This window comes from Synergistaceae bacterium DZ-S4 (genome assembly GCA_025943965.1).
Lineage (GTDB): Bacteria > Synergistota > Synergistia > Synergistales > Synergistaceae > Caenicola > Caenicola nitritireducens.
This window is the reverse complement of sequence record JAPCWD010000003.1, coordinates 45,457-70,832: the sequence shown is the minus strand read 5'-3', so window position 1 is coordinate 70,832 and position 25,376 is coordinate 45,457. Positions and strand designations below refer to the sequence as shown.

General features: G+C 40.8%; 18 protein-coding genes. 7 read left to right on the top strand and 11 right to left on the bottom strand.

All coding sequences use genetic code 11. The features are described from left to right. Positions 1 to 11: 11 nt before the first annotated feature. From OLM33_02755 to OLM33_02710, 10 genes are all read right to left on the bottom strand, one after another. Entirely contained in the window at positions 12 to 3,137 is a 3,126-nt protein-coding gene (locus OLM33_02755) for an SNF2-related protein (protein MCW1712593.1), read from the bottom strand. A gap of 51 nt (positions 3,138 to 3,188) precedes the next feature. Continuing rightward, the gene (locus OLM33_02750) at positions 3,189 to 6,497 is read right to left on the bottom strand and encodes an AAA family ATPase (GenBank protein MCW1712592.1); all 3,309 of its coding nucleotides are present in this window, start codon (positions 6,495 to 6,497) and stop codon (positions 3,189 to 3,191) included. A 221-nt stretch (positions 6,498 to 6,718) separates the two neighbouring features. Beyond that, on the bottom strand, positions 6,719 to 7,864 hold the full coding sequence (locus tag OLM33_02745; protein ID MCW1712591.1) for a DUF72 domain-containing protein: 1,146 nt from the start codon (positions 7,862 to 7,864) through the stop codon (positions 6,719 to 6,721). Between the two features lie 65 nt (positions 7,865 to 7,929). Then, positions 7,930 to 8,904, bottom strand: a complete 975-nt coding sequence (locus OLM33_02740) for a YrbL family protein (GenBank protein ID MCW1712590.1) — start codon at positions 8,902 to 8,904, stop codon at positions 7,930 to 7,932. A gap of 43 nt (positions 8,905 to 8,947) precedes the next feature. Then, a complete protein-coding gene (locus tag OLM33_02735) occupies positions 8,948 to 9,343 on the bottom strand; it encodes a hypothetical protein (protein ID MCW1712589.1) in 396 nt (131 codons plus the stop codon). 155 nt (positions 9,344 to 9,498) lie between these two features. Continuing rightward, positions 9,499 to 12,555 carry a DEAD/DEAH box helicase family protein gene (locus OLM33_02730; GenBank protein MCW1712588.1) on the bottom strand — a complete coding sequence of 1,019 codons (3,057 nt, stop codon included), beginning with the start codon at positions 12,553 to 12,555 and terminating at the stop codon, positions 9,499 to 9,501. 51 nt (positions 12,556 to 12,606) lie between these two features. Then, the gene (locus OLM33_02725) at positions 12,607 to 14,529 is read right to left on the bottom strand and encodes a site-specific DNA-methyltransferase (protein ID MCW1712587.1); all 1,923 of its coding nucleotides are present in this window, start codon (positions 14,527 to 14,529) and stop codon (positions 12,607 to 12,609) included. Continuing rightward, positions 14,522 to 16,303 carry an AAA family ATPase gene (locus tag OLM33_02720; GenBank protein MCW1712586.1) on the bottom strand — a complete coding sequence of 594 codons (1,782 nt, stop codon included), beginning with the start codon at positions 16,301 to 16,303 and terminating at the stop codon, positions 14,522 to 14,524. The genes OLM33_02725 and OLM33_02720 overlap by 8 nt, the downstream gene beginning before the upstream one ends. Before the next feature lies 1 nt (position 16,304). Then, positions 16,305 to 16,910 carry a DUF4391 domain-containing protein gene (locus OLM33_02715; GenBank protein MCW1712585.1) on the bottom strand — a complete coding sequence of 202 codons (606 nt, stop codon included), beginning with the start codon at positions 16,908 to 16,910 and terminating at the stop codon, positions 16,305 to 16,307. 1 nt (position 16,911) lies between these two features. Further along, positions 16,912 to 20,151, bottom strand: a complete 3,240-nt coding sequence (locus OLM33_02710) for a helicase-related protein (GenBank protein MCW1712584.1) — start codon at positions 20,149 to 20,151, stop codon at positions 16,912 to 16,914. 717 nt (positions 20,152 to 20,868) lie between these two features. Here OLM33_02710 and OLM33_02705 point away from each other — a divergent pair. From OLM33_02705 to OLM33_02685, 5 genes are all read left to right on the top strand, one after another. Beyond that, the gene (locus OLM33_02705) at positions 20,869 to 21,084 is read left to right on the top strand and encodes a hypothetical protein (protein MCW1712583.1); all 216 of its coding nucleotides are present in this window, start codon (positions 20,869 to 20,871) and stop codon (positions 21,082 to 21,084) included. A 40-nt stretch (positions 21,085 to 21,124) separates the two neighbouring features. Continuing rightward, complete coding sequence (locus OLM33_02700) at positions 21,125 to 21,337, top strand: DUF2922 domain-containing protein (GenBank protein ID MCW1712582.1); 213 nt, start codon at positions 21,125 to 21,127, stop codon at positions 21,335 to 21,337. Positions 21,338 to 21,454: 117 nt separating this feature from the next. After that, positions 21,455 to 21,601, top strand: a complete 147-nt coding sequence (locus tag OLM33_02695; GenBank protein MCW1712581.1) for a YvrJ family protein — start codon at positions 21,455 to 21,457, stop codon at positions 21,599 to 21,601. Positions 21,602 to 21,696: 95 nt separating this feature from the next. Then, positions 21,697 to 22,041: a D-Ala-D-Ala carboxypeptidase family metallohydrolase gene (locus OLM33_02690; GenBank protein MCW1712580.1), complete on the top strand. Its 345-nt coding sequence runs from the start codon at positions 21,697 to 21,699 to the stop codon at positions 22,039 to 22,041. Between the two features lie 9 nt (positions 22,042 to 22,050). After that, positions 22,051 to 22,557 carry a sigma-70 family RNA polymerase sigma factor gene (locus tag OLM33_02685; protein MCW1712579.1) on the top strand — a complete coding sequence of 169 codons (507 nt, stop codon included), beginning with the start codon at positions 22,051 to 22,053 and terminating at the stop codon, positions 22,555 to 22,557. Between the two features lie 333 nt (positions 22,558 to 22,890). Here the strand turns inward: OLM33_02685 and OLM33_02680 are convergent, their stop codons facing one another. Further along, positions 22,891 to 23,085, bottom strand: a complete 195-nt coding sequence (locus tag OLM33_02680) for a hypothetical protein (protein ID MCW1712578.1) — start codon at positions 23,083 to 23,085, stop codon at positions 22,891 to 22,893. A 404-nt stretch (positions 23,086 to 23,489) separates the two neighbouring features. On the opposite strand from OLM33_02680, the gene OLM33_02675 reads away from it, so the two are divergent. Beyond that, positions 23,490 to 24,338, top strand: a complete 849-nt coding sequence (locus OLM33_02675; GenBank protein ID MCW1712577.1) for a nucleotidyl transferase AbiEii/AbiGii toxin family protein — start codon at positions 23,490 to 23,492, stop codon at positions 24,336 to 24,338. Between the two features lie 113 nt (positions 24,339 to 24,451). Beyond that, entirely contained in the window at positions 24,452 to 25,099 is a 648-nt protein-coding gene (locus OLM33_02670) for a hypothetical protein (protein MCW1712576.1), read from the top strand. Positions 25,100 to 25,376: the final 277 nt, after the last annotated feature.

The following is a 25,376-nucleotide window of genomic DNA, read 5'->3' as shown; positions in this document are numbered from 1 at the left end:
CCCCCAATACATTAATTTTTATTTATTCTCAAACAACCGAAACATAACGGTTTAAAGCTAAGACTAACCCTTCTTCTTTTTTCTGTTTTTGCGATTTCATTCTCTCTTTCAAGTTCCCTGTTTCTAATATCGCCCTTTAACATCCTAAGGTATTGCATATTTTGATTATGAGTTTGCTCATAATTTACTAATCTTTCATTTTTTTGCTCTAAAATTCTAGTATAAAATGAATTTATTACTTGAATCCTTCTGTCAACAAAAACATCATTTGCTATTTGCATATTTTCTTTCATATCGCTTATTCTTTTTCGAATAATTGATTCTGCTTCTTTGTATATTGACCCCATATCTTTTGCATCAAACCTCGGGGGTGGTGTTATTGAGCTTTTTCCATTTTCCAGCATTTCACCGAAAATATATTCTGCTTTACCTGCATCACAGGCTTCTTCTCCGTAATCATTAATAATTACAGCCTGCAACAAGTTGTTATCACGGGCTGCCCTAACTTCGACAATGTGTGTAAAAAAGAAATAATATCCTTCTTCTAATTCATCTGAGGTTAGACAAATAAAATGCGATTGGCTTGAGTTAAATGAATTTTTAGAGTAAAAACCAACAATTGCTTTTATTAGAGGGTGTAATAAATTAACAAATTCAATTTTCGGGTATTTAAATGCAACTTCACTATTAAATGTAATTTCTCTCCCATTTGCAGTAGAAGTTAACCCGCGCATCTCCTTCAAACAATCTTCATTTGCTAATATTTTTATTAGGTCCTGGCCAGGAAAAATTCGGCCAATGTCTGCCTGTTTGTCATAATTTATTCTTGTTTGGGGTACAACATTTCTAATGAAGTGATCCACCAAACTCCTTACTTGTTCCGGTGTTATGAACAATCTGTTCCTTCTAAATTTCTCAACTTCCTGTTCGAAGAATGCATCTGTTCCAATAAATCTAGCCGCATCTTTTTCAATCTCTTGAAGTTCCTGCTGCCTGGCTTCTATGACCTTCAATTTTCGGTCAAGTGCGGATTGCTCTTCTTCAGGAGATAATTCCCGTGCGAAAAGTTCATACTCCAAGTCACTTGAAATTTCACCAAGAATTAGCTCAAGTTCTCCTATTGATTTCTCAAATATTCCAATCCGTTCATATAATTTTTTTAGTATTCTTTCTTCAATTGTTCCCTTTATCCAAAAATGATAGACAGCAATAAAATCTGATTCCTGACCGATCCTATCCAGTCGGCCAATCCTTTGTTCAACCTCCATTGGATTCCAGGGCAAATCATAATTAAATAGAATGTGGCAGAACTGAAAGTCGAGCCCTTCCGTACCAACTTTTGAAGAAAGCATTACCTCTATTTTAGGATTTGTTTTGAATTCTTCTATCTTTTGAACACGATCTTCACCCTTGACATCTCCGGTGATCAGCACTGAATTGATGCCTTCTTCTGAAAGCTTTCTGTATAGGTAGTGCAATGTTCCTTTGAAAAAAGAAAACAATACGATTTTGACCTGTTTTTCTTTGTCCCTGATAGTTTTTATCGCATTTGATAATGCTTCATATTTTGAATCAGTCGAATTCTTAGGCCATTTCATAAGAATATTTTTAAGATTTTCTCTCGCTTCTTCAACCGTTGGTATTTCTTCCGGCTCTTCATTATTCTCATCATTCTCGCTTATCAATTCAGAAAACTCGACATCAATGTCATCTTGCATATCGCTGTAGAATTCTTTTTGTTCGCTGCCAAATAATTCTTTTTTGTAATATTCAACCATTGCTGGAATTGACGATGCCATTCTTCTTTGAGGTGTATTAAGTACCCATTTCTCAATTAAAGGAGATTGTCCCTTGCGTGCAGAGAGAGAACGAACATAATTCGTGACAGCATAATAAAAGGCACTTTCAATAGGGGTAAATTCAATTATGATTGGGTGTGCCTCTCTTCTAGTAAAATCCTCGTTTACATCCCTTTTACGTGTCCTTGTGTATATATGACTTATCAAGTTGAGCGATGCCAATTCTCTTTGTACATTGATTTGCTCTTTATTAATTTTATTGATTTCTACATTATCTAGAACAGCTTTATTCAAACATTCAAGAGCTTTTTGCGCTCTTGAAAAATATGGATTTTCCCTTATTACATCGAATTCTTGTGCAGTCTTTAAATAATCCAAGGCTTTTAAAGCGTTATGCGGGGAATGTGATATGACATTCTGTGCCATTACAATGTTTTCGTTTATGCTAAATCTTTCTTCAGCAGCATGTTGCTCTCTGAATTCTTGATTGTCCAAAATTTGAAGTAAGACAAACAAGTTTTCTCTTCCTAATTGAACAGGTGTTGCTGTCAACATGACCATCGCCGTTGCATTTTGAGATAGGACTGTTCCGGCTTTCCATTGTTTTCTTCCGACATTACGCATATGGTGCGCTTCATCTACAATAACCAGATCAAAATCTGCTGACACTTCTTTTAACCTGTTAACAATCCTATCTGACCTTATGGTTTCAAAAGAAACAATCCCGTTAAGGCTAACTTTTTCAGGCTGCTTTTCGTATTCTTCCAACTTTTCCATAAATTCGGATGCTTTATAAATTGTGAACTCCTCATCGAACCTGTTCTTCATTTCGTCTTTCCATTTTTTTCTCAGACCAGAAGGACAAGTGATAAGTATTTTTTTAGCTGTAAAACGTGCTTTGAATTCGACAAGAATGAGCCCGGCCTCTATGGTTTTTCCAAGTCCGACCTCATCGCAGATAAGAACCCTATATCTTTCTGAATCAAGAAATTTAACTAATGGTTTGAATTGATAAGGGTAAAATCGGGTCCTTGAAGCGTTAAAGGCATATAAGGTATTTTTAATTGGTTGACCTTTTGAAAGACGGTTGACAGTAATATACCGCAAAAAATCTTCGTGCCCTGAGAAACTGGACGAAATGAAATCGGAATCAGGGCTTCTGCCGGGGTTAAATAGCGAAATATCTTCTTCCCAGACACTTGTGAGTCCGCAAGGATATGGCCAAAGGACTTGATAATATTGCTCTCCCCCCTCAAGGGGAAAGACCTTTTCTACTGTACCGTATTTTGTTGAATCGTTGATATCCTGTACATGATCCCCTTTATTAAACTTTGCCATTCTCAATTTATCTCCCTGATTAATTATTGGTCAACCAATATTTATGATTTATTACTTTAAATATTTATCAATGATCTTTCTAATTACATGAGAATCTATTCCGCCGTTTTCATCATCGTAAGAAACGATAAGGTTTTCGCCCTCAACAATGCCGTGCTTAGCATATATTTCGCGCTTTGCCTCCCAACGACGGCGATAATTATCTTCCGTCATCATGCCGCAATGCTCCCAATAAAACAGGATGCCACTCTCCGCGTCCTCAATCGTGAAGTCTGGACTTTTTATGCCATCTGCACCAAGGTTAAGATCTTTTTCATAGGCATAATCAATATCGTTATCGAATAGAGCATCAGCAATAATGACTTCTGATTTCGAACGGACAAGTTCACCACGAGCAGTCTTGTGAATCAATCCAGCTTCGTAGAAATTTTTCTTGTATTCAACGATTTTTGGTTTTTTGAAAAGGTTAGTAAATCTCCGGGCGATGTCGGAGAACTCCATCAAAGAATAGTTACGCAAGTGGTAAGCTTTGGTGTTATAGAGGACAACGAGTTTTTCTTTTTGCCGAGTAATTGCCGTATATAGCAATTCCTTTGAAAGCAAGCGACACGGTTCGGTTAATATTAGTATAACCTTACCAAACTCGCTGCCTTGTGCCTTATGCACAGTAAGTGCATATGCAAGCTCCAAATCACTGTTGCCTTCGTCTGTAACCTTTGATGCCCATTGGTAGCTATGTTCTGGCTGTGAGCTGAACTTCACTTGATGTGAGTTATTCTTTGCTTTTGGTTTCTGCCAAACCCTCTCAACAATGCCTACTTCGCCATTAGCAACATAGTTATGACATTCTATAACTGGGTATCCCTTTAGTATTTGATTGCGAGTATTAATGATCTTTTCCCCATAGATAATACCGTCGGTACCAAGTATGTTCTTAGTAATTTGCTTACGATAAGCACTTTTCACCTGAGGCTCAACGCGGTATTTCTGGTGTATATATCGGTTGATAGTCGCCGTGCCGATTTTTGGGTCGTTACGTAATGCTGACAGTATTTGCCAATCCTCAATCATCTGTGGTTTGGCACCAAAGTTCATCCATTCGCCGTTTACAACACCACCCAATGAGAAATCAAACCCGTCTATGTCATCAATACCATCCATCCCGGTTTCCTCTGCAACGGTTTGAAGGATCAGATCTTTCAGTTCTTCCGTTGTTTCCCATTCTCTGAAAGATATGTTATCCCCGCATTGGTTAGCTTGCAGCTTTGCGAATATCTCGCTGTCAAGCTCTATGTCCGAGTCCGAATACCATTCTGCAAGCGATGTATCAAAGCGCGGGCTGCCATCGGCATTTTGTTGTCTGCGAGTGACCGTTAATTCACCATAGCTTTTGCCAACACGAGGGAATACAGGGATATTTTGTCTTAGATGGTTAACAAGATCTACAAATGGTCGTCCTGCGCCAATAGGCGGCAACTGCTTGGGGTCACCAACAAAAATGATTCGCTCAGCATTTTTTCGTAATGCTTGTAGCAATGCCCCGAACATTTCCTCTGTGAGCATGGAGGATTCGTCAATGATGACGGTATTAGGTACATCCTTTGAGTCTGTATCGGAGAGCTTATATAGCATAGTCACAGAGTCGAAACGGTCGTTTTGGTTAAGGAATTGGGCAACTGTCCTTGCTTCAAAATGAACCCCCTGCAAGCGCATGGCTTGGCTCATTCGTACACGGGCCTTTCCTGTTGGAGCAAGGAGCAAGACTCCGCCGTCTTGAATCTGTGATGATTTGCACAGCAATGCGAGCAGGGTTGTTTTGCCCGTACCTGCCCCTCCTATTAGAACAGACAAACGGGCTTCTGAAAGTTCTTTCAGTATGGCAGTTTTCTCTTCCCGCGCCTGCTTCTCGGAATCGGTAAGCTCAGATGCCTGGAATGCCTCGTTAACAATTTTCTCCCAATCTTCCGTCACATAATGTCTTTTAGGAGAATCTACCCGTTTATTTACTGCAGAGCGTATAACATTATCAAACTCCAGCATGCTATTCAATTGGTACGCCTTGCTTCCATCTTCCGTTTCTATTGGGACAAACTCTTTCTCAAAAAACCCCGTCAAGCTGTTTAAAATATCGCTGGTGACGAAACAGATTGGATCGAGTGGTAATTCGTTTATATCAGCAATCATCTTGTTCTGTGGATAGAGGGTATGTCCGTTCTGCCTTTGCAACTCCAAAATACTTACGGCAACTGCCCGTATTCTTCGTTCGTCGTTCTCACCTGAAACTGCTGTAGGTTCTCCAAGAGGATCTTGTTTCCGTAGTTCCCGCGGTGGGAATACTGCCATGTCTACGTTACGGAATGGGACTTGGAATTGGCGTTGCATAAGCCGTGTTTTTTCGTAGATGGCATATGGATTAACAAGCATTTCAGAATCGCTACATTCGAGAAGAACATCCTTATGTTTTCTTCTCCCTTTGTAGTCACAACATTCGTGTTCCCTGTTGAACAAGACATGAGCCTGTTCAAGTGTCAACGAAAAGCGCGAAAGGAGCCAGAACAATGATTTGCGCTCGCCATCTAATCCTAGAAACGCGTTTTTTTCAGTTTTACCAACTCCGGCGGCAACATCAGCAGACAGATGCATTCTCGGTTCTTGAATCGCTTTTTCGAGCTTTGCAATGTAGCTCTCGTCCTCTGTCAACGAACTTTTGATTTCTTCCGCAATTATTATTCCATGCTTAAAGCCCATCACGTAAAGCATAATACCTGCTCCGGGGAAAGCACCTCGGTCTTTCCAGACTTCTGCAAGGCGAGCGTTTGCCCAAGCTATACACTCATCCCAATTACCATCAATACATTGCTTGACTATTCCTAGGGCCTTTATTGTTTGGAGGAGAACGCTAATAACAGCGTCATAGGAAAGGTGTTCAGTGGCATATGAGAATTCGTTAAAGTATTCCTCCTCAGCAAAGACCGTCACGGAGCGAATATCGAAATCTGGGTGTTCTGCAGCATAAAGCATCATTTCACGATATGGCAGCAGGAAACCATTTTTTCGTTCGTCACGAATACTGTGGCCTATCATGGTTTCCCAGAGAATAGAGCGTAGGTTACCTTCATTACTGTGATTGTGTTCAGGCGGTGGAATAACGCTTTCTACAAACCCGATGCCCATTACAACCCGTTTTGAATCCTCAATGAATGGCACCTGCTTGGCATAAGTAATGATAAGAGACTTCTGGGGCAACACTTTCTTGTAAAACTTCTCAAATATAGCCCGTTGGTTACTTGCATCCTGGACCCAATTTGTATTAAACCTCAAATCAGGCTCTCTGTTTTGATCATAGTCAATCTTAAGCACGGCACCATACTCATAGATCCTGACATAAGGCTCATGTTTGAGCTTTTAAGGGTAAGCCCTGAAAAAATCACGGATAAGTTCATCGTCGCGGTAAATTGAAGGATCCAAAATGAGGATCAATGTCCTTTTGGCAGGAGTTCGGGGCCGTTTTGTCCTTTTTGATTTCCCGCAACGTCTTGGCCCCTTAATTGGCAAGTTGTGACCTTGCCCATTTAGCCCGATTAAAGCAATTTCACCATTTCTGAAAGTTTCTTGGCATTTTTGACCGCCAGGGCTTCGAAGTCGTTGTTGAAGTAAGCGTAGACGTCGATGCCTTTTTCAAGTAACGTCTTTACGCGCTGCGCCCAAGGCAGGAGTTCTTCTTCGCTGTAGTCCCACAGGTAAGTATTTTTGCCCAATCCGTGAAAGCGAAAATAGCTGGACTCTGCCGTCACGGGTGCTTCATCGGGAAAACCCCTGCGGCTTATCCCAACGAAGGCGACCTCGTGTTTGGATAAAATTTCCGCGGTCTCGTCTAACTTATCCCACCAGGAAAGGTGCCTGAATTCAATGGCTTGCCTTCTGTGTTTTGGCAAAAGGTGGCAAAATTCGTCCAGCAATGAAGCGTCATATTTAAGCGAAGGCGGAAGCTGCCACAAAACGCAGGAAAGCTGGGGAAGCAAGGCAAATCTGTCGAAGAAATTTTTCACTTCTTCCTCGCAACCTTTGAGGCGCCGGTAATGGGTTATCCTCCTTGAACCTTTGGCGGCAAAATAAAAACGGGGGGGAACCTTTTTAGCCCAAGACCGAAGCATGTTTTCAAAAGGGGTTCGGTAAAAGGACATGTTTATTTCAACGGTTTGGAAATCTTGGGCGTAATAAGAAAGCCTATCGCCAGTCCTTAAGTCAGGTGGATAGTAGTTTCCGTTCCACGATTCGTAAGACCACCCGCTGCAGCCGATTAGGCACTTTCCTTTTTCGTCTTCCCTGGGCCAAGGGTCCCTGAGTCGCCTTTTGGCCCATAGATCGGCTCTTGTCTCCCGCTTTCGGATGACCTCTTGCCAATCCTCTTTGGTGCGCACATGTTTCGGGATCTTTTCTTTTTCGTGTTCTAACTGTAGGTGAGCGATTTCGTGAAGGAGCAGGAACCTGAAAAGTTCAGATGGCGTGATGTCATCGTTTCCCCATTGGCCGTAGTAGTCTTCGGGGTCGAAGCTTTGAAGAATCTCCACCCAGGCTTCTCCCTCGGAAGTTATGGTGATTCGGGCGAACATATCGGCGCCCAGATACTCCCTAAAAATGAGCTTTACTCCCCACGCAGAAGCAAGCTCTTCAAGCCACGTCTTTTCTGCTTCGTTCAGCTTTAACATCTTATTCTCATTAACCATGAGGTTCGTCACCCTTTTTATAAACGAGGCCGCTGCGATGGCATCAATAGAGAGCGCTTAAAAAGTTAAGCAATGGAGCCTAAACGCGTTATATCTTCGCGCAGGCAATTGTACTCAAAGGTCATTTTTTTTCTGGCCAACGCCGGAAAGATGTCGCGCCATGGCAGGTCTTTATCAGCTGTTCCTTCTGTCTTCCAATCCACGACGACTAATTTATCACCCCTGGTAGAATGTTTGCGCACCAGGAAATTAGCAGGATTGGCCCAGTCATATATCACAAGGTCGTGTTCGATTAGAAAATCGTGAAGGTCTTCCAAAAGGTCCAGGGCGTGCTTCAACTTGTCTGGGTTATTTTTCACGTAAACGTCGATGGGTCGTGAAAATGAGCCATCCTCGTCGCGAACGCGCTCGACGACCAGCCCGGGTCCCAGGTTGGTCATCACGATGCCATAACATCTGGGCGCGTGTTCGAAAAATTCTTCGCCTATTTTAAGGGCCACAGAGCGGTAGACTCTTGCTTCTTCTCGGTTAGACCAAAAATCTATGAGCCAGGGCATTAGGAGTCTTTTAAGTCGCTTTCTCGGAGAAATGTGGTAACCTTCTTTCCAAAGCCTGTCAACTTTTATGCATAAATTTGGGTCCCCTGGATGCACGTAAGCCTCTCTTTTACTGCCGCTGTGGATCAAAAGCTCAGGCCTTAGCGTTATTATCTTGTCAGGTTTAAACCGCGGTTGCAGAGCTGGCGATTTAAAAAACATGGGAAAAAGATCGGCCAGGAAATACTTATAGTTATCCTTGGGAAGGAAGGCATTCATCCAAAGCCTTAGAGCTTTTTTGTAAACCTTTTTCGCGCCCCTTAGGTTACCGTTCGCCTTATAAATTTCGGCTAAAAGGTCCAAGTATTGAACCAGATCCGGATGATTTTCGCCAAGTTCTCTTTGGGCTGTGTCCAAAGCTTTTTCCGCATTGCGCAGGGCTTCATCGTAGTTGTTGTCTTGAATCAATTTTTTTATGTTCAAGGCTTCAATGGTATCGTTCAAAGGGGGCGCCTCCTTAAATAAAAATCCTTTATGTATTGTACAACTACATTTCGGTTAGACGAACGATATTGCTAAATTCGTTGCCCTTCTTTAGCATAGTCCAACCAAATGGACGTGCTGGCAACGAAAAAGGTGGATAGATGAGTTCTGTTTCAAGAAAATGACCATGTGATTGGGGGTTGCTTTTCTTGTATGGATGAACGTTAATTTTTTTGTGGCTAAGAGATGACATAAACGCTCCGCCCTCTGCTATGCACGGTAATTCCTGTTCATGGCCACTCATAGGACAACCTGAAAGTTTTTGCTCTAGCTCATCGTCACGGTTCTCAGCGATGTTGGCAAGCCTCAAGCAAGCATTGTTATAGCAAGGCTTGTTACATACTAAACCATTGTAGCCATTATCTTTCCATGGTATACGAATTGAAATGTGTTGTGCCATTTATAAACACTCCTTAGAGTGCTCTTTCCCGTCTTGTGCTAACTTGAGCAATGGCAGCAAAATAGATTGGTAATCAGGAATAGACATATTCATCCTTCCTTTCAATTGGGGCTCTTATTGTCCCATCGTACTCAGTAGAAACACAGCAGCATCAACTACATTACCAATTTCATCAGCGTTTCATAATTGTCTACGACTTCGTACTTAACTTTATCTGTACTTATTGCCTTGAAATGTTCTTTGGCGCATTGAATCTTTGCTTCTTCAATTTTCCTTAGTTCCATTGAAGACAGTGATCCTTTGGTCTCGGCAACAAAATATATATGCTTAACATGACCATCATGGAATGCTATAGCCCAGTCAGGGTTATATTTGCCAACAGGTGTTTGTATGTAAAAACCACTTGGGAGCTTCACGTAAACTGATACTTCATCACAAGTGTCCAGTTTTTCTGCAAAATTTCTTTCGTTGGTAGAGTCGTACAAAATATGATCATAAAGGTGCTTTTGGGCAGGCATGGCATTGTAGCCTAACTTTCCCTTTAGGCTTGGTTCTGTGAAAACAGACATGTCATAAGATGATTCAAGCTTGTTGTATGTGATGTGTTGAATAATTACGGTGGCTTTTTGTTCGTTTATTAGATCTGATGCTTTAATGATGAATTCTTCAGGATTGTTTTTGAACTGATCAAATACTGTAGTGTTTATTCCGGCAAGAATTTTAGCTACGGTTGCCCTAGTGAGGCCTGTTCCCTCAACAATCTTTCCAATCAGATCGTAGGTTATTGTGCTGCTTGCTGTTATATGCAAGGTTTCTTTTCGGCCCTTTTGTCTTACAAAAGACGCCCCGGCTTCTAACTCCTCTTTAGATTTAATTTCTTCCATTGAACCGCTTTCAACATTAAAGTAAATCTGAGAGACTCTCAGGTATTCATCAAGTGCTGCAATAGCTTTTTTAACAAGCTCTTCTGTTTCAAAATCAACAATATACGCAGACTTAACGTTTATGCGTTTCCACAACTCGTTAAATTCACGACATCCAAGTTTGTCTTTGTCAATTTTTAACTCAACGTTTACGCTGCGTGCATTCTCGGCCTCACAAGCCTTTGCATCGTAAATAATATCAATGATGGATATTATTGAGTTTTCAAAGCCTTTGACTTCTTCAGCAAAACTTAACGTCCCAGATTTTTTATCGTCATAATATTTTTCAGTTAGTATGCCCTTTCGGGCATAGCCATTTATGATTAATCCCTCGTAGATGGTTTGAGCCAGGGCATAATCTATTGTTTGCTCAATTCCGTTAAAATCCCTGATAACTTTTCCATTAAACAAGTCAGAATTGATAATTTTTGGGCGGTCAGATACTACCTCGGCCAGCTCTGACTGAAGTGCTTTTGCAAAATTATCATAGCTTTCGCTTGCTACTACGGTAAGAACATTTATTTGATGAACATCTTCACCAATAAAGTTCGCATCCATTCGTTCTCCATCCTGATTGACACTAAGCCGTAGCCCCCGGCCAACTTCCTGGCGTTTGCGGACTTGTGCGTTACTTTGTTTTAGTGTACAGATCTGGAATACATTTGGATTGTCCCATCCCTCACGAAGGGCAGAATGCGAAAAGATAAACCTTACAGGCTCTTTTCTATCTAGCAATCTTTCTTTATTTTTCATGATCAGGTCATAGGCATCGATATCGTCTGAGGTTGATTCTTTTCTGTCAGAGATTTTACTGTCTACAAGCCGATTGCTCTTTTTGTCTATTGAAAAATATCCTGCATGTGTTTCTTGTGGCTGAATTGAGTTTAGATACTTGATATATTCATCTTCTCCCAGTTTGACCTGCAAATTATCCAAAATATTACGGTATTCTTCTTCGAATACGTCAGCGTAAACACCGTTATATGCACTATTGCTCTTATCATACTGCTTATACTTTGCGACCTCATCAATGAAGAACAAGGAGAGCACTTTTATGCCTTTGTAGAACAGTTGGCGTTCTCTCTCAATGTGAGTCAAAATAGTCTCTCGTATCTGTATGCGTCGGAGGTGTTTTTCTGAAACTTTACCAAGAACATCTCCTGCATAGATTTTTATGCCGTTTTTAAACGACACAGAGTTATCCCTGCCATCAATGTTTGTTACCGTGTATCCTTCTTTATATTCTTCCAATCCTCCGGACTGATCGAAAAGATTATATCCGGGTGTCACAATTCTTACTTTTGGGTTAATTCCGTTCTTATGTTTTATGTCAAATTCAAGATTAGCACTGGGGCCTTTGTCTTTGTACAGGTTAATGCTTTCCAGATATAGATATCCCTCATTTGCAGTATTGCCAGATAGCGAGATTCCTTTAACAGCAATTTTTTTGACAAGCTTTTTGTTATAGGCCTCGATTGCATCAAGACGGTAAATCATGTTGTAAACACTGTCTTTTCTATGGGTAGCAGAATAACGAAGTGTAAAAAGTGGCATAAACTTTGTTAGGCGGTCTTTCGTTGCCGGGCCTTCAACAGATTGAGGTTCATCAATAATCAGTATGGGATTTGTCTTTGCAATAATATCTATAGGCCTGCGGCTTCTGAATTCGTCCAGCCTCATGTCAATGCGCCTGGCATCCTTGCCCCTTGCATTAAAAGCCTGAGAGTTGATTATCATTACGTTAATTGCATTATCGCTGGCAAATCTGTCAATTTCTGTTAACTGAGCAGAGTTATAGATAAAGAAACGTATCTTTTTTCCATACTCTTCCGCAAAATGTTCCTGTGTTATCTGAAATGACTTGTACACGCCCTCACGTATTGCAACACTTGGCACAACTACAATATACTTGCTCCAACCATAATTTTTATTAAGTTCGTACATTGTCTTTATATAGGTATATGTTTTGCCCACACCGGTTTCCATCTCGACTGTAAGGTTATATCTTCCTTCCAGTTTTTGAGATGGTTCAATTTGAAATTTACGCTGAATTCTATTTATGTTTTCAAGGATAATTTCATCTGTAAGCTGCGGCACAATCGGTTCATTTCGCCATCCAGTGAAGTCAAACCCAATGTCAGCCTGTTTTTGAGCGGAGTCATTTTTATCTTTAATAAGCCCCTTATCGATCATATAGCTTGGGACAGAATACGGCTGTCCCGCAAAAACATCGCATACAGCTTTGGCCGCTTCAGCCTGAAATTTCTGATGTTTAAACTGTAATTTCATACCATAATATCTCCTAAGAAAAATATTGAAATACAAGAATTATTGCGGTTTTTATATAACTTTCACTTTTGTCTTGGGTGACATCAGTTTGAAAATTTCTTCTACGTTAATTTTTTCTGGACTTGTTCCAAATGAACTGTCACGGAATACAGCTCTAAGAGGTTGACGTTTGGCAATCTCACGAATGACTGATTCGCTTACCTCGTCAGCAAAGCAAGCCATAAGATCTCCGTCATTAATTGTATGTACATCAAAACCATCTATTTTTTCTGTTTTGTGAGCTAACGAGAGAGGCAATCCCCATTCAAGAAGACAGGCAAAGAGTAGATCCATGTCCGTTCTGTCTTCTTTTATGTTGGAAATTAAATCGTTAAGTTGCGCCTGAGAGTAATCTTTTGCTGCATAATAGACATCTTTCATGTTGGTACTGTCCAGTTTAAATACACGGAAACCAATATCAAGATCTTGTTCCAATATCACGGCATCAGTTTTAATTTTTTCTCCTGCCCGACGTATTCTTTCTTTTCCTATTTCACATATATTTTTATAACCAGACCTGTATGCTTCGCTGTCTTTTGTACACTCTTCTTGTAGTTGTACCATAACGAATTTTCTGTTTCCGCCATCGTTGGCATTCAGTTTTAGTACTGCATGAGCCATTGTTCCCGATCCTGAAAAAAAGTCTAGAACGATATCGTCATCCTCACTATTTGTTCCCATTTCACATATTCTCATCAACATCTCAACTGGCTTGGGATAGTCAAAGACTTTACCGTCCATTATCTCTTTTACTAATAAAGTTCCTTTTTCTGTATTGGTATCTTTATCCCACCAAACAGAGCGTGCCATCATTTTTGATTCTCTATACTTTTCAACAATCATATAGCTGCCATTTCTCATTGGCTTAGCGCAAATATTAATATTCAAATTGGCTTCAGATTTTTGTTTGCCCCACCGCCAAACGGTATTAATACCCTGGGAAGCCAGGGGATACAACTCAATCCATCCATTTTGTTTTTTTAAAGATATCGGATGCAAACTATATTTATCTTCTTCATAAGGGTTAATGTAAAATGGATAATATAAATTCGGACGGTTCTCTTTATTGAATTTTATATTTCTATTTCTCAATTCTCTTAATTCAAATCCACCTAAATCATCATTCATCGTAAATTCGTTATTTGAATCTTCAATAAGGTTAATTCCTGTTGATGGTGATTTTCTATATACGATCACATAGTCGTGCATTCTTGCAACACCACCGTAATCTCGTCCTCTGGGGTTAGCAACCACCGTAATTTGTCCAATAAAATTACTTTCGGAAAATACTTCGTCACAAATTTTTTTCAAATTAGCAACTTCATTATCATCAATACTTATAAAGATTGCCCCATCGTCCCTTAACAAATTTCTAGCTAGTTGTATGCGTGGCAACATCATAGAACACCAATCAGAATGAAATCTCCCATTGCTTTCAGTGTTTCGGAACAAACGATCGCCGCTCTCGTCATAAACACCGGCCTCTTCATCGTACTCGTCCTTGTCTTGCGTAAAATTGTCTCGGTAAACAAAATCGTTGCCTGTGTTATAAGGAGGGTCGATATAAATCATCTTGATCTTTCCAAGATAGCTCTCTTGCAAAAGCTTTAAAACATCAAGGTTGTCACCCTCGATGTAAAGATTGCCAGTCGAGTCCCAATTTTTGCTTTCCTCTTTACATGGACGGAGAGTCTCCCGGATAGGTTCGTTGGCCTTAATGATCGAAGCTTTCTTTCCAACCCAAGTGAAATCGTATGCCTCATCACCTTCCAACACATCAGCAGATAATAACTGCATAAGCAAATCAAAGTTGATTGCCTTCTTGAGTTTGCCGTCCTTACCCCTAGATTCTGTGATGACATTGGGGAACAATCTACCGATCTTTTCTATGTTTTGCTCTGTCATATCAGTAGATTCCATTCTTAATTTATCCATTAGTAATTTCCTCCCCAGTTTCTTGTGGCTCTTGTTGTGATGTAACAATCTCTTTGATTTTATCAATCAATGGCTTAAATTTTTGAAAAACTGATGGTTCATAATTCTCCTCGATATCTTCTAAAAAAGCTTTTTTGTCAAACTCCTCATATTCAGTTATTGCACCATATCCGTTGGTTTTTTTCTTTTTTGGATAAAATTTATCTGTAAAGAGTTCCATTGGATATAAATTCTCTATCCCCACCGTAGCCTTAGTGTTTTCAGCATTTTTAGTTATAATGAACTTGTAAAAGTGTTCGTTCTCTGGCAAGTTAGTATTTGTAAAATCACAATCCCAAACGAAAAGATATTTTGCCATAGGATTAGAATTGAACATCGCTTCATATGCCTGTTTTAGCTGTTCTTTTCCAGTTTTATCGCTGTAAGGGAAATCTAATTTTCCCAATAGCGAACTATCCAATATGCTAATCGCCTTTTTTATATGTCTGCAATTATGCCCCTCTGAAACAATTTGAAATTTTGCTGATCCTACTTGTTTTTGTAAGGAATCGAACATGGCTTTGTATTGCGCGTTTTTCTCAATCATCGCGTTATACCCTTCGGCGAATACATCCGTTGTTTCTAAGTCCGCAACAACGCCGTTCTTATCTAAATCGATTACACGAGTTCTATGATTTGTGACCTGGTTTTGTGTCAAGCCCATTGCAATAAAAGGCGAATGAGAGCTAACAATGAACTGTACATTTGGGAAAAGTTGCATCAGATTAGGAAGCACATCTTTTTGCAAACGAATGTGCAGATGCTTATCAATCTCATCAATAAGCACAATTCCAGTTGCTTGATGTATAAGCTGGTTTGGGTGTATCTTATCAAATTGCTTTACAATTTCGCAGAACAGGCATATTAAGGCACTCTCACCAGCGGACATATTGAAAATTGAAGGATATATTGTTTTAGACCAATTCCCTGATGCATCTCGTTCTACTACTTGAATGCGCGTTGCTCCGGCATTTCTTTGACCTATGCCGATAGATAGTTCCTTTTCTGACTTGATGGATAAAGCATTTGAAAATATTAAGTTAATGTTATTAAATAAAGTTTGAATGTTTGAATTATTGCTATACAGTCGCATGTCTAATACTACATCCATTAACCAATTGGCCAATCCTGGCAGATCACTTATAATTTCTATTGAATTTACCAAATGACCTGAAAAATTAGGTTCTAATCCATAGTTAATTGATATTTTATATGGATCATTAAGATAGCCTGGCTGTTCATGTCTATAGGATGGCAAATAAGTAATTATATTATCTTTAAATAATTGTTCTATGGATTTTTTATCAGATTCAGAACAATATTTAATATTGTTTGACTTATCTAATTCACTTTGTAGAGAATCAAACTTTATTGTGCAATCATCAGGAACGATACTCTCGAAATCCTTTTTGTTGGTTTTTCCACGCAAGCTGACATAGTCGATGGTCTTATTATCCGCAAAAAATCGGATAAAAACTAATTGGGGTTTGTTACTCTCGATACTGTACGTTGGTGAAGAAATACGATAATATTTGTTTTCTTTACCTTCAAATTCGTTAGGACACGACTCACGAGCCATTTCATACCAAGCATCAGCGATATGAGATAGTATAGTTGTCTTACCGCCACCATTAACTGCACTTAAGACTGAAATCCCTTTTTCAAAAAAGTCTAGCTCGATATGCTCAAAAGGGGCATGATTATGTAAAATCATATTTTTGATGACTAAACTCATTTTATATTACCTCCAATTGTTTTTTCAGTCGTTTAAGTTCTCTACTTAACTCAAATTGTCGGTTGAACTGCTTCTCGCGCTGGATCTTATTTTCGAGGATTGCTATTTGTTTCTTGATTTTTTCTATTTGATTGTTCTGTTCAATGACTTCATCAAGCTCTTCTTCTATTTTTATTTCAAATTCCCCGACCTCAGAGACAAGATATTTCCATAGATCATCAAGATTTAAGCCATGAAATTCCGGTTGGATAGTTCTATTGCTGCTCCAACCCGTTTTGAAGAGTTTGTTATGGAATATTACAACCTGCTTTTCTCCCTCGTAATTCAGAGAGAAGATTATCTTAAATGGCATTTGTTTTGCTATTTTTTCAAGAACTCTTAAGTCGGCTTCTTGCTTTTTCAGCTCAATATTTATGATGTTGATCTCTTTAACTTCTTCGCCTGCGCTAAGATTACAGGTTAGCGGTGAAATGCTTTTAGCAAGAGTTATTTTCTTGATATCAGTGACAAATTTGTTTTTGATATCAGGTGTAATGTCTAAATTTCGAAAGAACGCTTCTTTCGGTATCGTTTTGTTTAATGTTTTCCCAAGCGGTATCTGTATCATGTTATTTAACCACTAGGAAGCAGATCAGTTCGAAATCATCTAATCCGTTTATTTCATTGGAAAGGAATGATTGTGCCCCATTTTTGAAAAAGCTGTCGATGTCTTTTTCTTCCTTGACTTCTACAATTGAGTTTATTGCCTTACTGAGCAATTCGGATAAACGGCGCATATCCTTGCCGTCTTTTGTTTCTTTGTTGAAGGCAATGCATAGATCCTTTTCGGGTTCTTGCTTATTCTTACAGAGTAATCTCATTATATCCAGCATTTTCTTTGGTTCTGTATGATCACAGACAACCTTTCCATCATTTGTGATATAGGTCATATAGAAGGGGTGGAGACGGTTTTGGCTGTCGATATTCACTTCGCTGTTAATATTTTTCAGCACATAAATTACACCCGGCGGAGTATCTTCATTAGCACCGACAAGAGCGTGCATTCCAAAAGGCGCTCGTTCAATCTCTGGGTTATTCTTTATATATTCAAGAAGATCCATACGAAATTCATTTAGTCCAAGATCCATTATCGATATCCCACCGGACATATCTTCGATGTCGACAACTTCTTCTTGCAACCGTTTAAGTTGCTGTTTGCGATATTCCAAATCGCCTTTTTCTTCGGCACTTAAAAGGTTATCGTCACCGGTTGAAGTGAGAACAGATATTTTCATCCTTGTTTCAACTCTTGCCTTAAGGTTTATATACTCATCCAAAGTTAGATCCGGCCAGAAGTTAACAAGCTGGATAGAATCATTTCGGCTGCCTATTCGGTCAATTCTTCCAAATCTTTGTATTATGCGAACTGGGTTCCAATGGATGTCATAGTTAATTAGATAATCGCAATCCTGCAGATTTTGTCCCTCAGATATACAGTCTGTCGCTATTAAAACGTCAAATTCAGTTTTGCTATTGGGCATCAATAGATTCTTCTCTTTTGATATCGGAGAAAAGCATGTCAGCACAGTATTGAAATCTGCTTTTAATTTAGGGACAGTAGTCCTGCTTTCAATCGAACCTGTCACCATTGCAGAATCTAACCCAAAATTGTTTTTGACGAATGCACTTACATGCTCAAATAAATATATCGCAGTGTCCGCGAAAGCTGTAAATATCAAGATTTTCCTGTTGTTGTCATTGATCGGATTGTTTAACTTGTCCATTATTGTACTGAAAAGAGTCTGTAGTTTTTCATCGTGTTCCGGAGTTATCTCTTTAATCATCAAAATAAGCAGAGACAATGTATCTCTGTCTTTGATAAGGTCAGCACGCCAAGATAAATAATCCATGTCAACTAAATCAATCTTGATTTTCTTGCCTATTGTAAAAATATCTGTGTTTTGTTCTTCATAATCTAGCTCACTCATGTTGCTAATATCAATAAGGTCCAGATTTGCATGACCTGTTTCTTCGAATTCATTTATTGTATCTATTGTTTGACTGATAAAGGCTAGAACCCTTGTCAAAGTTAACTGGAATGAATGGACAGAGCTTTCAAGACGTTTTAGAAGATTAATACTCATTAGCCGTCTTATACCCTGTTCGCGGCCTGTCTGTGTCAGGTTCGAATCCTCAATGTCAGCGGCGCTCAGATATTTGTGTTTCTTGCTCTCGTGGATAAAGTTTGAAGGAGTGTATATTGAGAGATTCAGCAGCATTAGCTGGCCATATATTTGGTTGTAGTTTATTGCGTCATTAAGGTGGGTCAAGCTCGGCCTTAAAGAGATAGGCCTCAGCCGTTCGGGGAATTCTCCAACTTCAGCCATGTTGTAGTATTTTTCAATATGTTTTCTCGATCTTGCTATTGTTACACTATCCAGTAGCTCAAAAAAATCAAAGTCCAATTTTTTAAGCAACGTATCAGTTGTTCTATCTAAGGGTGAAAGTTTGCTCCACTCGTTAAAAGCCTTCTGTGACGTTCGGAATATTTCGTCTATCGACTTTGTTGTATTCAGCTTTGTGTTAATTATTTCAGCGTTGCCTTCGTATGCCAGGGCAAGCTGATTTTTTAAGTCAATAAAGCGATTGTTCACCGGCGTTGCGGAGAGCATTAGAACCTTAGTTTTAACACCTGCCCGAATTACTTTATTAAGCAGACGCAGATAACGATTTTCTTTGTCTCCCGCTTCTCCGGATAACTCCCCACCATTACGGAAATTATGTGATTCATCAATGACAAGGAGGTCGTAGTTTCCCCAATTTAGCCTGTCTAAATCAAGTCCGTTAGATTTTCCGGAGTTTCTTGAAAGATCTGTGTGATAAAGGACATCATAACGAAGCCTATCTTTGGCAATAGGGTTATTAACATAATTAGCTTTGAATGTATTCCAATTGTCTGTTAGTTTTTTGGGACATAATACAAGAACAGATTTATTCCTGTTTTCATAGTATTTAATTACCGCCAGGGCTGTGAAAGTTTTTCCAAGTCCTACACTGTCCGCGAGGATACAGCCATTGTATTTTTCGAGTTTGTTTATAATGGCTAAAGCCGCATCTTTTTGGAAATCATAGAGCATATCCCAAATCTTGCTTTCTTTGAACCCGGTTGCTTCATTGGGAAGGACATCTTCCGATATGTCTTCAAGAAATTCGTTGAAAATATTGTAGAGTGTCACAAAATATATAAATTCGGGAGGATTTTCGTTGTAAGCTGTTGTGATGTTGTTGATTACTTCTTCAGTTACCCCTTGCAACTTTGTCTTGTCATTCCAAACGCTGTCAAATAGTGTAATAAATTCTTTGCTATGAGGGGACTCTAGCTTTGTGACCATGTTGTAAGTGTTATTGCCTCTTTCACACCCAATATCAACTGTCGTAAAGCCGTTCATTGGCATGTAGGTCGTTGCATTTTCTTGATGCTCAATATTCATAAACCCGCCCATGTTTTCGTTTGTAATGTTTGATTTGAAGGTAACTTTTTTCCGAACCCACTCAGCGCATTCTTTTGCAACTGCTTTCTGGGTGAGCTCATTGCGTAGTTTTACCTCAAACTGAGTTCCATGGAGGCTTTTTTCACGCTCCAAGCGAGGGATGTAAAATTCCCTTTTTTCTTTTGGAGCCTTTTCTGTAACAAATGTTGGAGAAGTGAAAATGAAACGGAGCTCTTGAATATCTTCAAGTTGTTCTTTCAATTCTTGAAAAGCATAAATTGAAAAGAAAGCAGCTGCGATAGATACGCGGCTATTAGGGGAAATCGTGACTTGGAGGTCATCTTTTACAGTCTTAGTAATGTTGTTGAATATCTCCATATGACTACCTCAAATTAAAATTAATTGATTTAAATTTAATTATTACAGGCCAATGCCTGATTATTAGCAACGAGGCAGAAGTATCATTTAGCAAAATTAAAAACACAGGCAAAGTTAATATTGTAAGGAAGCTGTAATGAAATTTGTCATAAGAAAAAGCAATCGTTTCTGCGTTCAATTCTACCCCATATCGATATCAATAGTTCACTTTATACAGTTAATCATAACTTTTTTCACGGATTTATAATCTGAACTATAGAGATAAAAACTTTTTTCAGAAATTTGCATCTGCTGTTTGTTCTTTTCGGCCATGATTTTTGATTGTCAAGAAATTTTATGTTTTTCGGGTGCTGCGACCATTGATAAATTGTTTTTTGGGGAAAAAATAATTGGAACTTGGGTTAATTTTAATGCGAAAGCGTATATCGATAAGTATAAATAGTCACAGGGTTCTCACTTCTATGTATTATTGTATCTTATTATTTCGTTATTGGTTAACAATGATTTTGGATAAGTTGATATTTCTTCGGTCATAAAGTCCTGCGGATGCTGTTGTGAAGCTCATCCCCGGGACATTTGCCTCCTTCCTTGAAATGCTATTTCTTCATTAAAATAGGCCCCGAAAAAACTTTTTTTGAGAGATTTGTCCATGCCGTTTGTTATTTTCGACCCTCCTGTGCACTATTAATAGTATCAGGCACGAAAGGAGGAAAAAAAATGGCAAGTATCAATCCTATTTCCACGTCGATCCGTATGTCCCTTAATCTGGGAATGGTCGATGGCAAAGCGGTCGAGAAGACTGTCAGCATCAACACTCTGGACAATGAAATTACTCCGGATGCCGTTGACGCAGTTGTAACCGCGCTTGAGTCTCTTCTCGAATATCCCGTAATAGAGACAAAGCAGTATGAGACCGGCCTTATCGTAGAGTAGGGCTGAATGAAAAATTGATTTGAGGAAGGAGGGTGGTATTTTGAAGACTATCAAACTTAAGTTCCTTACGGATGCAGGGAAGGCTTTCAGCGTGAGCATGAACTACGCGGATCCGGCACTTGCCGAGGAGGGGGGAGCAGCCCTGGTGCAGTCTGCAATGGACGCACTTATGCTTCAGCAGCCTTTTGGCGTTACTTTGGCAGCTGCTGACGGCGCAGAGCTGATCGACCGTACAGTCGTGGATATCATATAAGCGGCGGGGAGGCGCGCTGAAATGCGCGCCTTTTTCTGAACTTATTGCGAATATTCCCAAGATTTTTACTAGCAAGACTATTTACAAATAGCAAATAAAGGAGGGTAAACGAAAAAAATGGAAGAGTTCATGGCAAACGTGCTCCAGAGCGGTTTTTCGGTCGCTGTCGCCTCTTATCTGCTGATAAGGATGGATCATAGGCTTGAAGAGCTGACAAGGGCAGTAGTCAGGCTTGGGAGCGTTATTGAGGGGAAAGGGGATTGACCGAAGGTGAAAGATTCGCTTTTATTTAAAATCAGGAGTATCCTAGTTTTTGTGTTGTTCAATTTAAAGTTTTTCGATAATAAAAGGTCAAAAAGATGAGGTTGAACGATTTTCAGCTTACGGAGAACTTCAACCTGAAAGAGTTTGAGTGTCCCTGCTGTCACACTGTCCTGCTGCACCCGCTGCTCGTTTTGAAACTGCAGAAATTAAGGGATGAATGGGGGCGACCGTTGATCATAAACAGCGGTTACAGATGTGAAATTCACAACAGGGAAGTGGGGGGTGTTAAGCGGAGCCTGCATAAAGTCGGGCAGGCGGCGGACGTGAGGGTTCCCGCATCGGAACAGGAAAGGTTTCGTGATCTGGCTTTGAGCTGCGGTTTCAGCCGTGCGATAAGCTACGGGAACAGGCATTTCATTCATATAGAAATAGGAGGATAAGTAAATACGTTGAATACTAATACCGAGATGATGAAAGAAGAGTTGATCGCAAAGTATGAACCATTGGTAAAGGCAACCGCAAAACGCTACGCCGGCAGAGGCGCAGAATATGAAGATCTTGTCCAGGAAGGTTATCTTGCCCTCTTGATCCTGAATGAGAAATGTACAGACAAAAACTGGCTTACGGCCTTTATAGCAAGTCGACTTCCCGGATATGTCAGGACAGCCGCCCAGAGACTCAGGGGGCTGAGAAGAAAGACAAATTTCGCGGATTTCGATACCGCAGCCGATCATGTCATAGATCCTTCAGAGATAGAGAGAAGGCTGCTTTTTGAAATTTTGGAGATACTGAGAAGGAAACTCAGACCCGGTGAATTCATTTTGGCGCGAGATGCAATGGATGGCTGGACACAGAGCGATCTTGCAGGAAAAAACAACATCACCCAGCAGGCAGTCTGCGCGAGGTTAAAAAAGATCCGAGCAAAGCTGGAACCGGTTTTTTTAGATAGAAGTTAGAAGTATGCCGGAGATCCTTCCGGCGGCAAGCAGCTTATAACAATGGTGAAACTGCGACAAATACGGTCGCGTGAAGCAATGGTGAAGCGGTAGTGAAGCGGTTGTAAGGGCTGCAACCCCCCAAAAAATTGGCAAGCAATGGGCAAGGGCAGCCGGGGAGAGCACCGGCGGCAAGCAATAGGCAAGCAATGGGCAAGCAGTAGGCAAGCAGTTGTAAAATCGGGCAACCTTAGAAGATCGGTAAAACCTTTGACAATGATCAAAACCTTTTAGAAAAACCCCTTCCTTTATTCCTTCTTATATATAATTCGGTCAAACGATCGTCAAACATTGTCAAACAGTAGTCAAACGGTTGTAAGAACGCAAAGCACCGTCGTCTCCGAATGCTACTACGATGGCGAAGTGCGGCATGAAGATGCCGCGCGAAGTGGCGATCCTCATCGCCGAGAAGGGCCGGCATAGCCGGCGAGAAGTAGTCGCAGACCCTGAGAACCTAGGTTCCCTCTCCGTCATTCCCGTATGCCTCACCTCATCGTCTTCCCGGTATGCACCACCCTCCGTCTTTCCGGTATGCCTTCGAGCCTGGATCCATTGTTTTTTGTCTTTTTATCGTCTCCCTCGAGGGCTCTCCCGACAACCCCATACCGGAATGACGATCGTGAATGAGTCGGGGGACGACGGTGAGGGAAAAGGTCAAAATCAGGACCCGGATCCCGGCTCACGGACATACCGGGATGACGATGAGGTCGGGCATACGGGGATGACGGGAATTTTGAACCTTCGCGGCCTTTGGCCGCAATTCTCCGCGATGGGAAGCGGGCAAATTCTCCAGCGACGATCCTCGCGAATTCTCCGCAGTGTGATCCTTGCTGCAATCCCTCTTCAGACCAAGACGCACTTCCTCCATAGGTTTATAATGTATCGGTATGGGGGTGACGAGGATTTTTGAGGAATTAAGAAAGGGTATTGAAGCTGGCAAGAAGCTTGATGTTCTGGAGAAGTTCCAGAACCTTATTCTGTTGGGACTTTCTGTTCAGACAGATTTTTTCAGGCAAACCGCAATGTTCGGAGGGACAGCGCTTCGGATATTCCATAATTTGCCAAGGTTTTCCGAAGACCTTGATTTTACTGTGATCTCACACGGTGCTGATTTTTCCCTTGCTTCCTATAAAGAACCGATGTCCCATTTTTTTGGGGATATGGGCCTTGATGAAGTAAAGATAAACATAAAGGAAGAGGGAGAAGACGTTTTAAGAGGAAGCTTTGTTCTTTCAATTAAGAGGTCCGTGAGCCTGAGAGTAAAAATAGACGTCGAAAAACCGTCGACCGATGTCATGCCACAAACGGAGACCCTTTACGGTTCCTATCCATATAATTACTCCGCACGTTTATGTACCCTGCCTTCATCCTTTGCCGGAAAAATGGACGCGATAATTCATCGCAAATGGGGCAGCAAGCGAGTCAAGGGGCGCGACTGGTACGATTTTCTCTGGTACATGAGGAAGGATACGGAACTCGACATATATTGGCTCGAGGCACGCTTGAAGGAGAAGGGGACCCTTGACCCTGACAAGAAACTTACGCCCGAACTTCTGGGAGAGATGTATGAAAAGAGGGCTGCATCAGTTGATGTGGGTGAAATACTGCGAGACGTACAGGGCTTTATGACTGAAGAGATTGAAAAAATGAGCTCTGCTTCGTGGACCCCGGAATTATTCCTTCTCCAAAAAGATAAGCTTGTCGATTCTGCAAAAAGATACCTCCTTGCGCACAGATCCTAATTTTTGATTCCTGTAATTCATCACGCTTGAATATATTTTTTATGTATAGTAAACTCTAATAATTAGATGTTATTGTACATAAAATAGAATTTATTTGAGCGAGGTGATGTCGCATGACCGATATCGAGCTGCTTAAGGGGCTGGATACGGAGATTCCCGGATGGGTGCTGCAGAGCAGGCTGGCCGAGAGGGGCTATACAAATATATGGCAGAAGATAGAGGGACTTATGTCGGATGGCTTGATCGAAAGGGTAATGCGCGGCTGGTACTGTCTCGGCCCCCTTCTTCGAACGAGGCAGCCCTCCCTTAGGTATCTTGCGTGCAATGTCTACGGCCCCGCCGCAGTTTCGGGAAACCTTGTCCTCTTTGAAGCGGGACTGATCCCCGATGCCGTTGCTTCAGTCACAGCTGTCACGCCAAAGAGAAGCCGAAGCCTAAAGACACCCTACGGAAATATCCATTGGCTCACAGTTCCCCGGTCGTCTGTATTTATTGGCACATACGCTGTAAAAGACCCCCCGGGATATATCAGGGCAACGACCGAAAAGGCACTGCTGGACCAGCTCTACATAATCAGGTACACCCCGCAGAGCTACAGTCTCTGGCAAGCTTTCATCCTTGAAGACCTCCGGATCGACAAAGATGCTTTAGAAAGTCTGGACCTCACAAGCATGTATGAGCTCGGCAGGACATATAAGTCCCCAAAGATCATAAAGCACATAAAGTGGTTTCAGAAGTATCTGGGGATACCTAATAAATAGCCCTTTCTAGGTGGACCTGTGGCTTTACAATGCTTCGCGAGCTGCTTGAGCAATTGTGATTTAGAGCGGCGCTGACTTAGCAAAGCTTGCGGAGCCTTCCTTCGACGTATTGATATACGCCTTCGAAAGACTCCACTGCGCATTGCGTCGTTATCATTCGCTCTAAATCCCAATTGCGATATGGCAGTGGCTATCAAGGGTCTATGGGAAATGCAGCCTCTGGGCTGCGGAGAATTCGCGAGGATCGTCTCTGGAGAATTTGCTCGCTTGGGTCGTC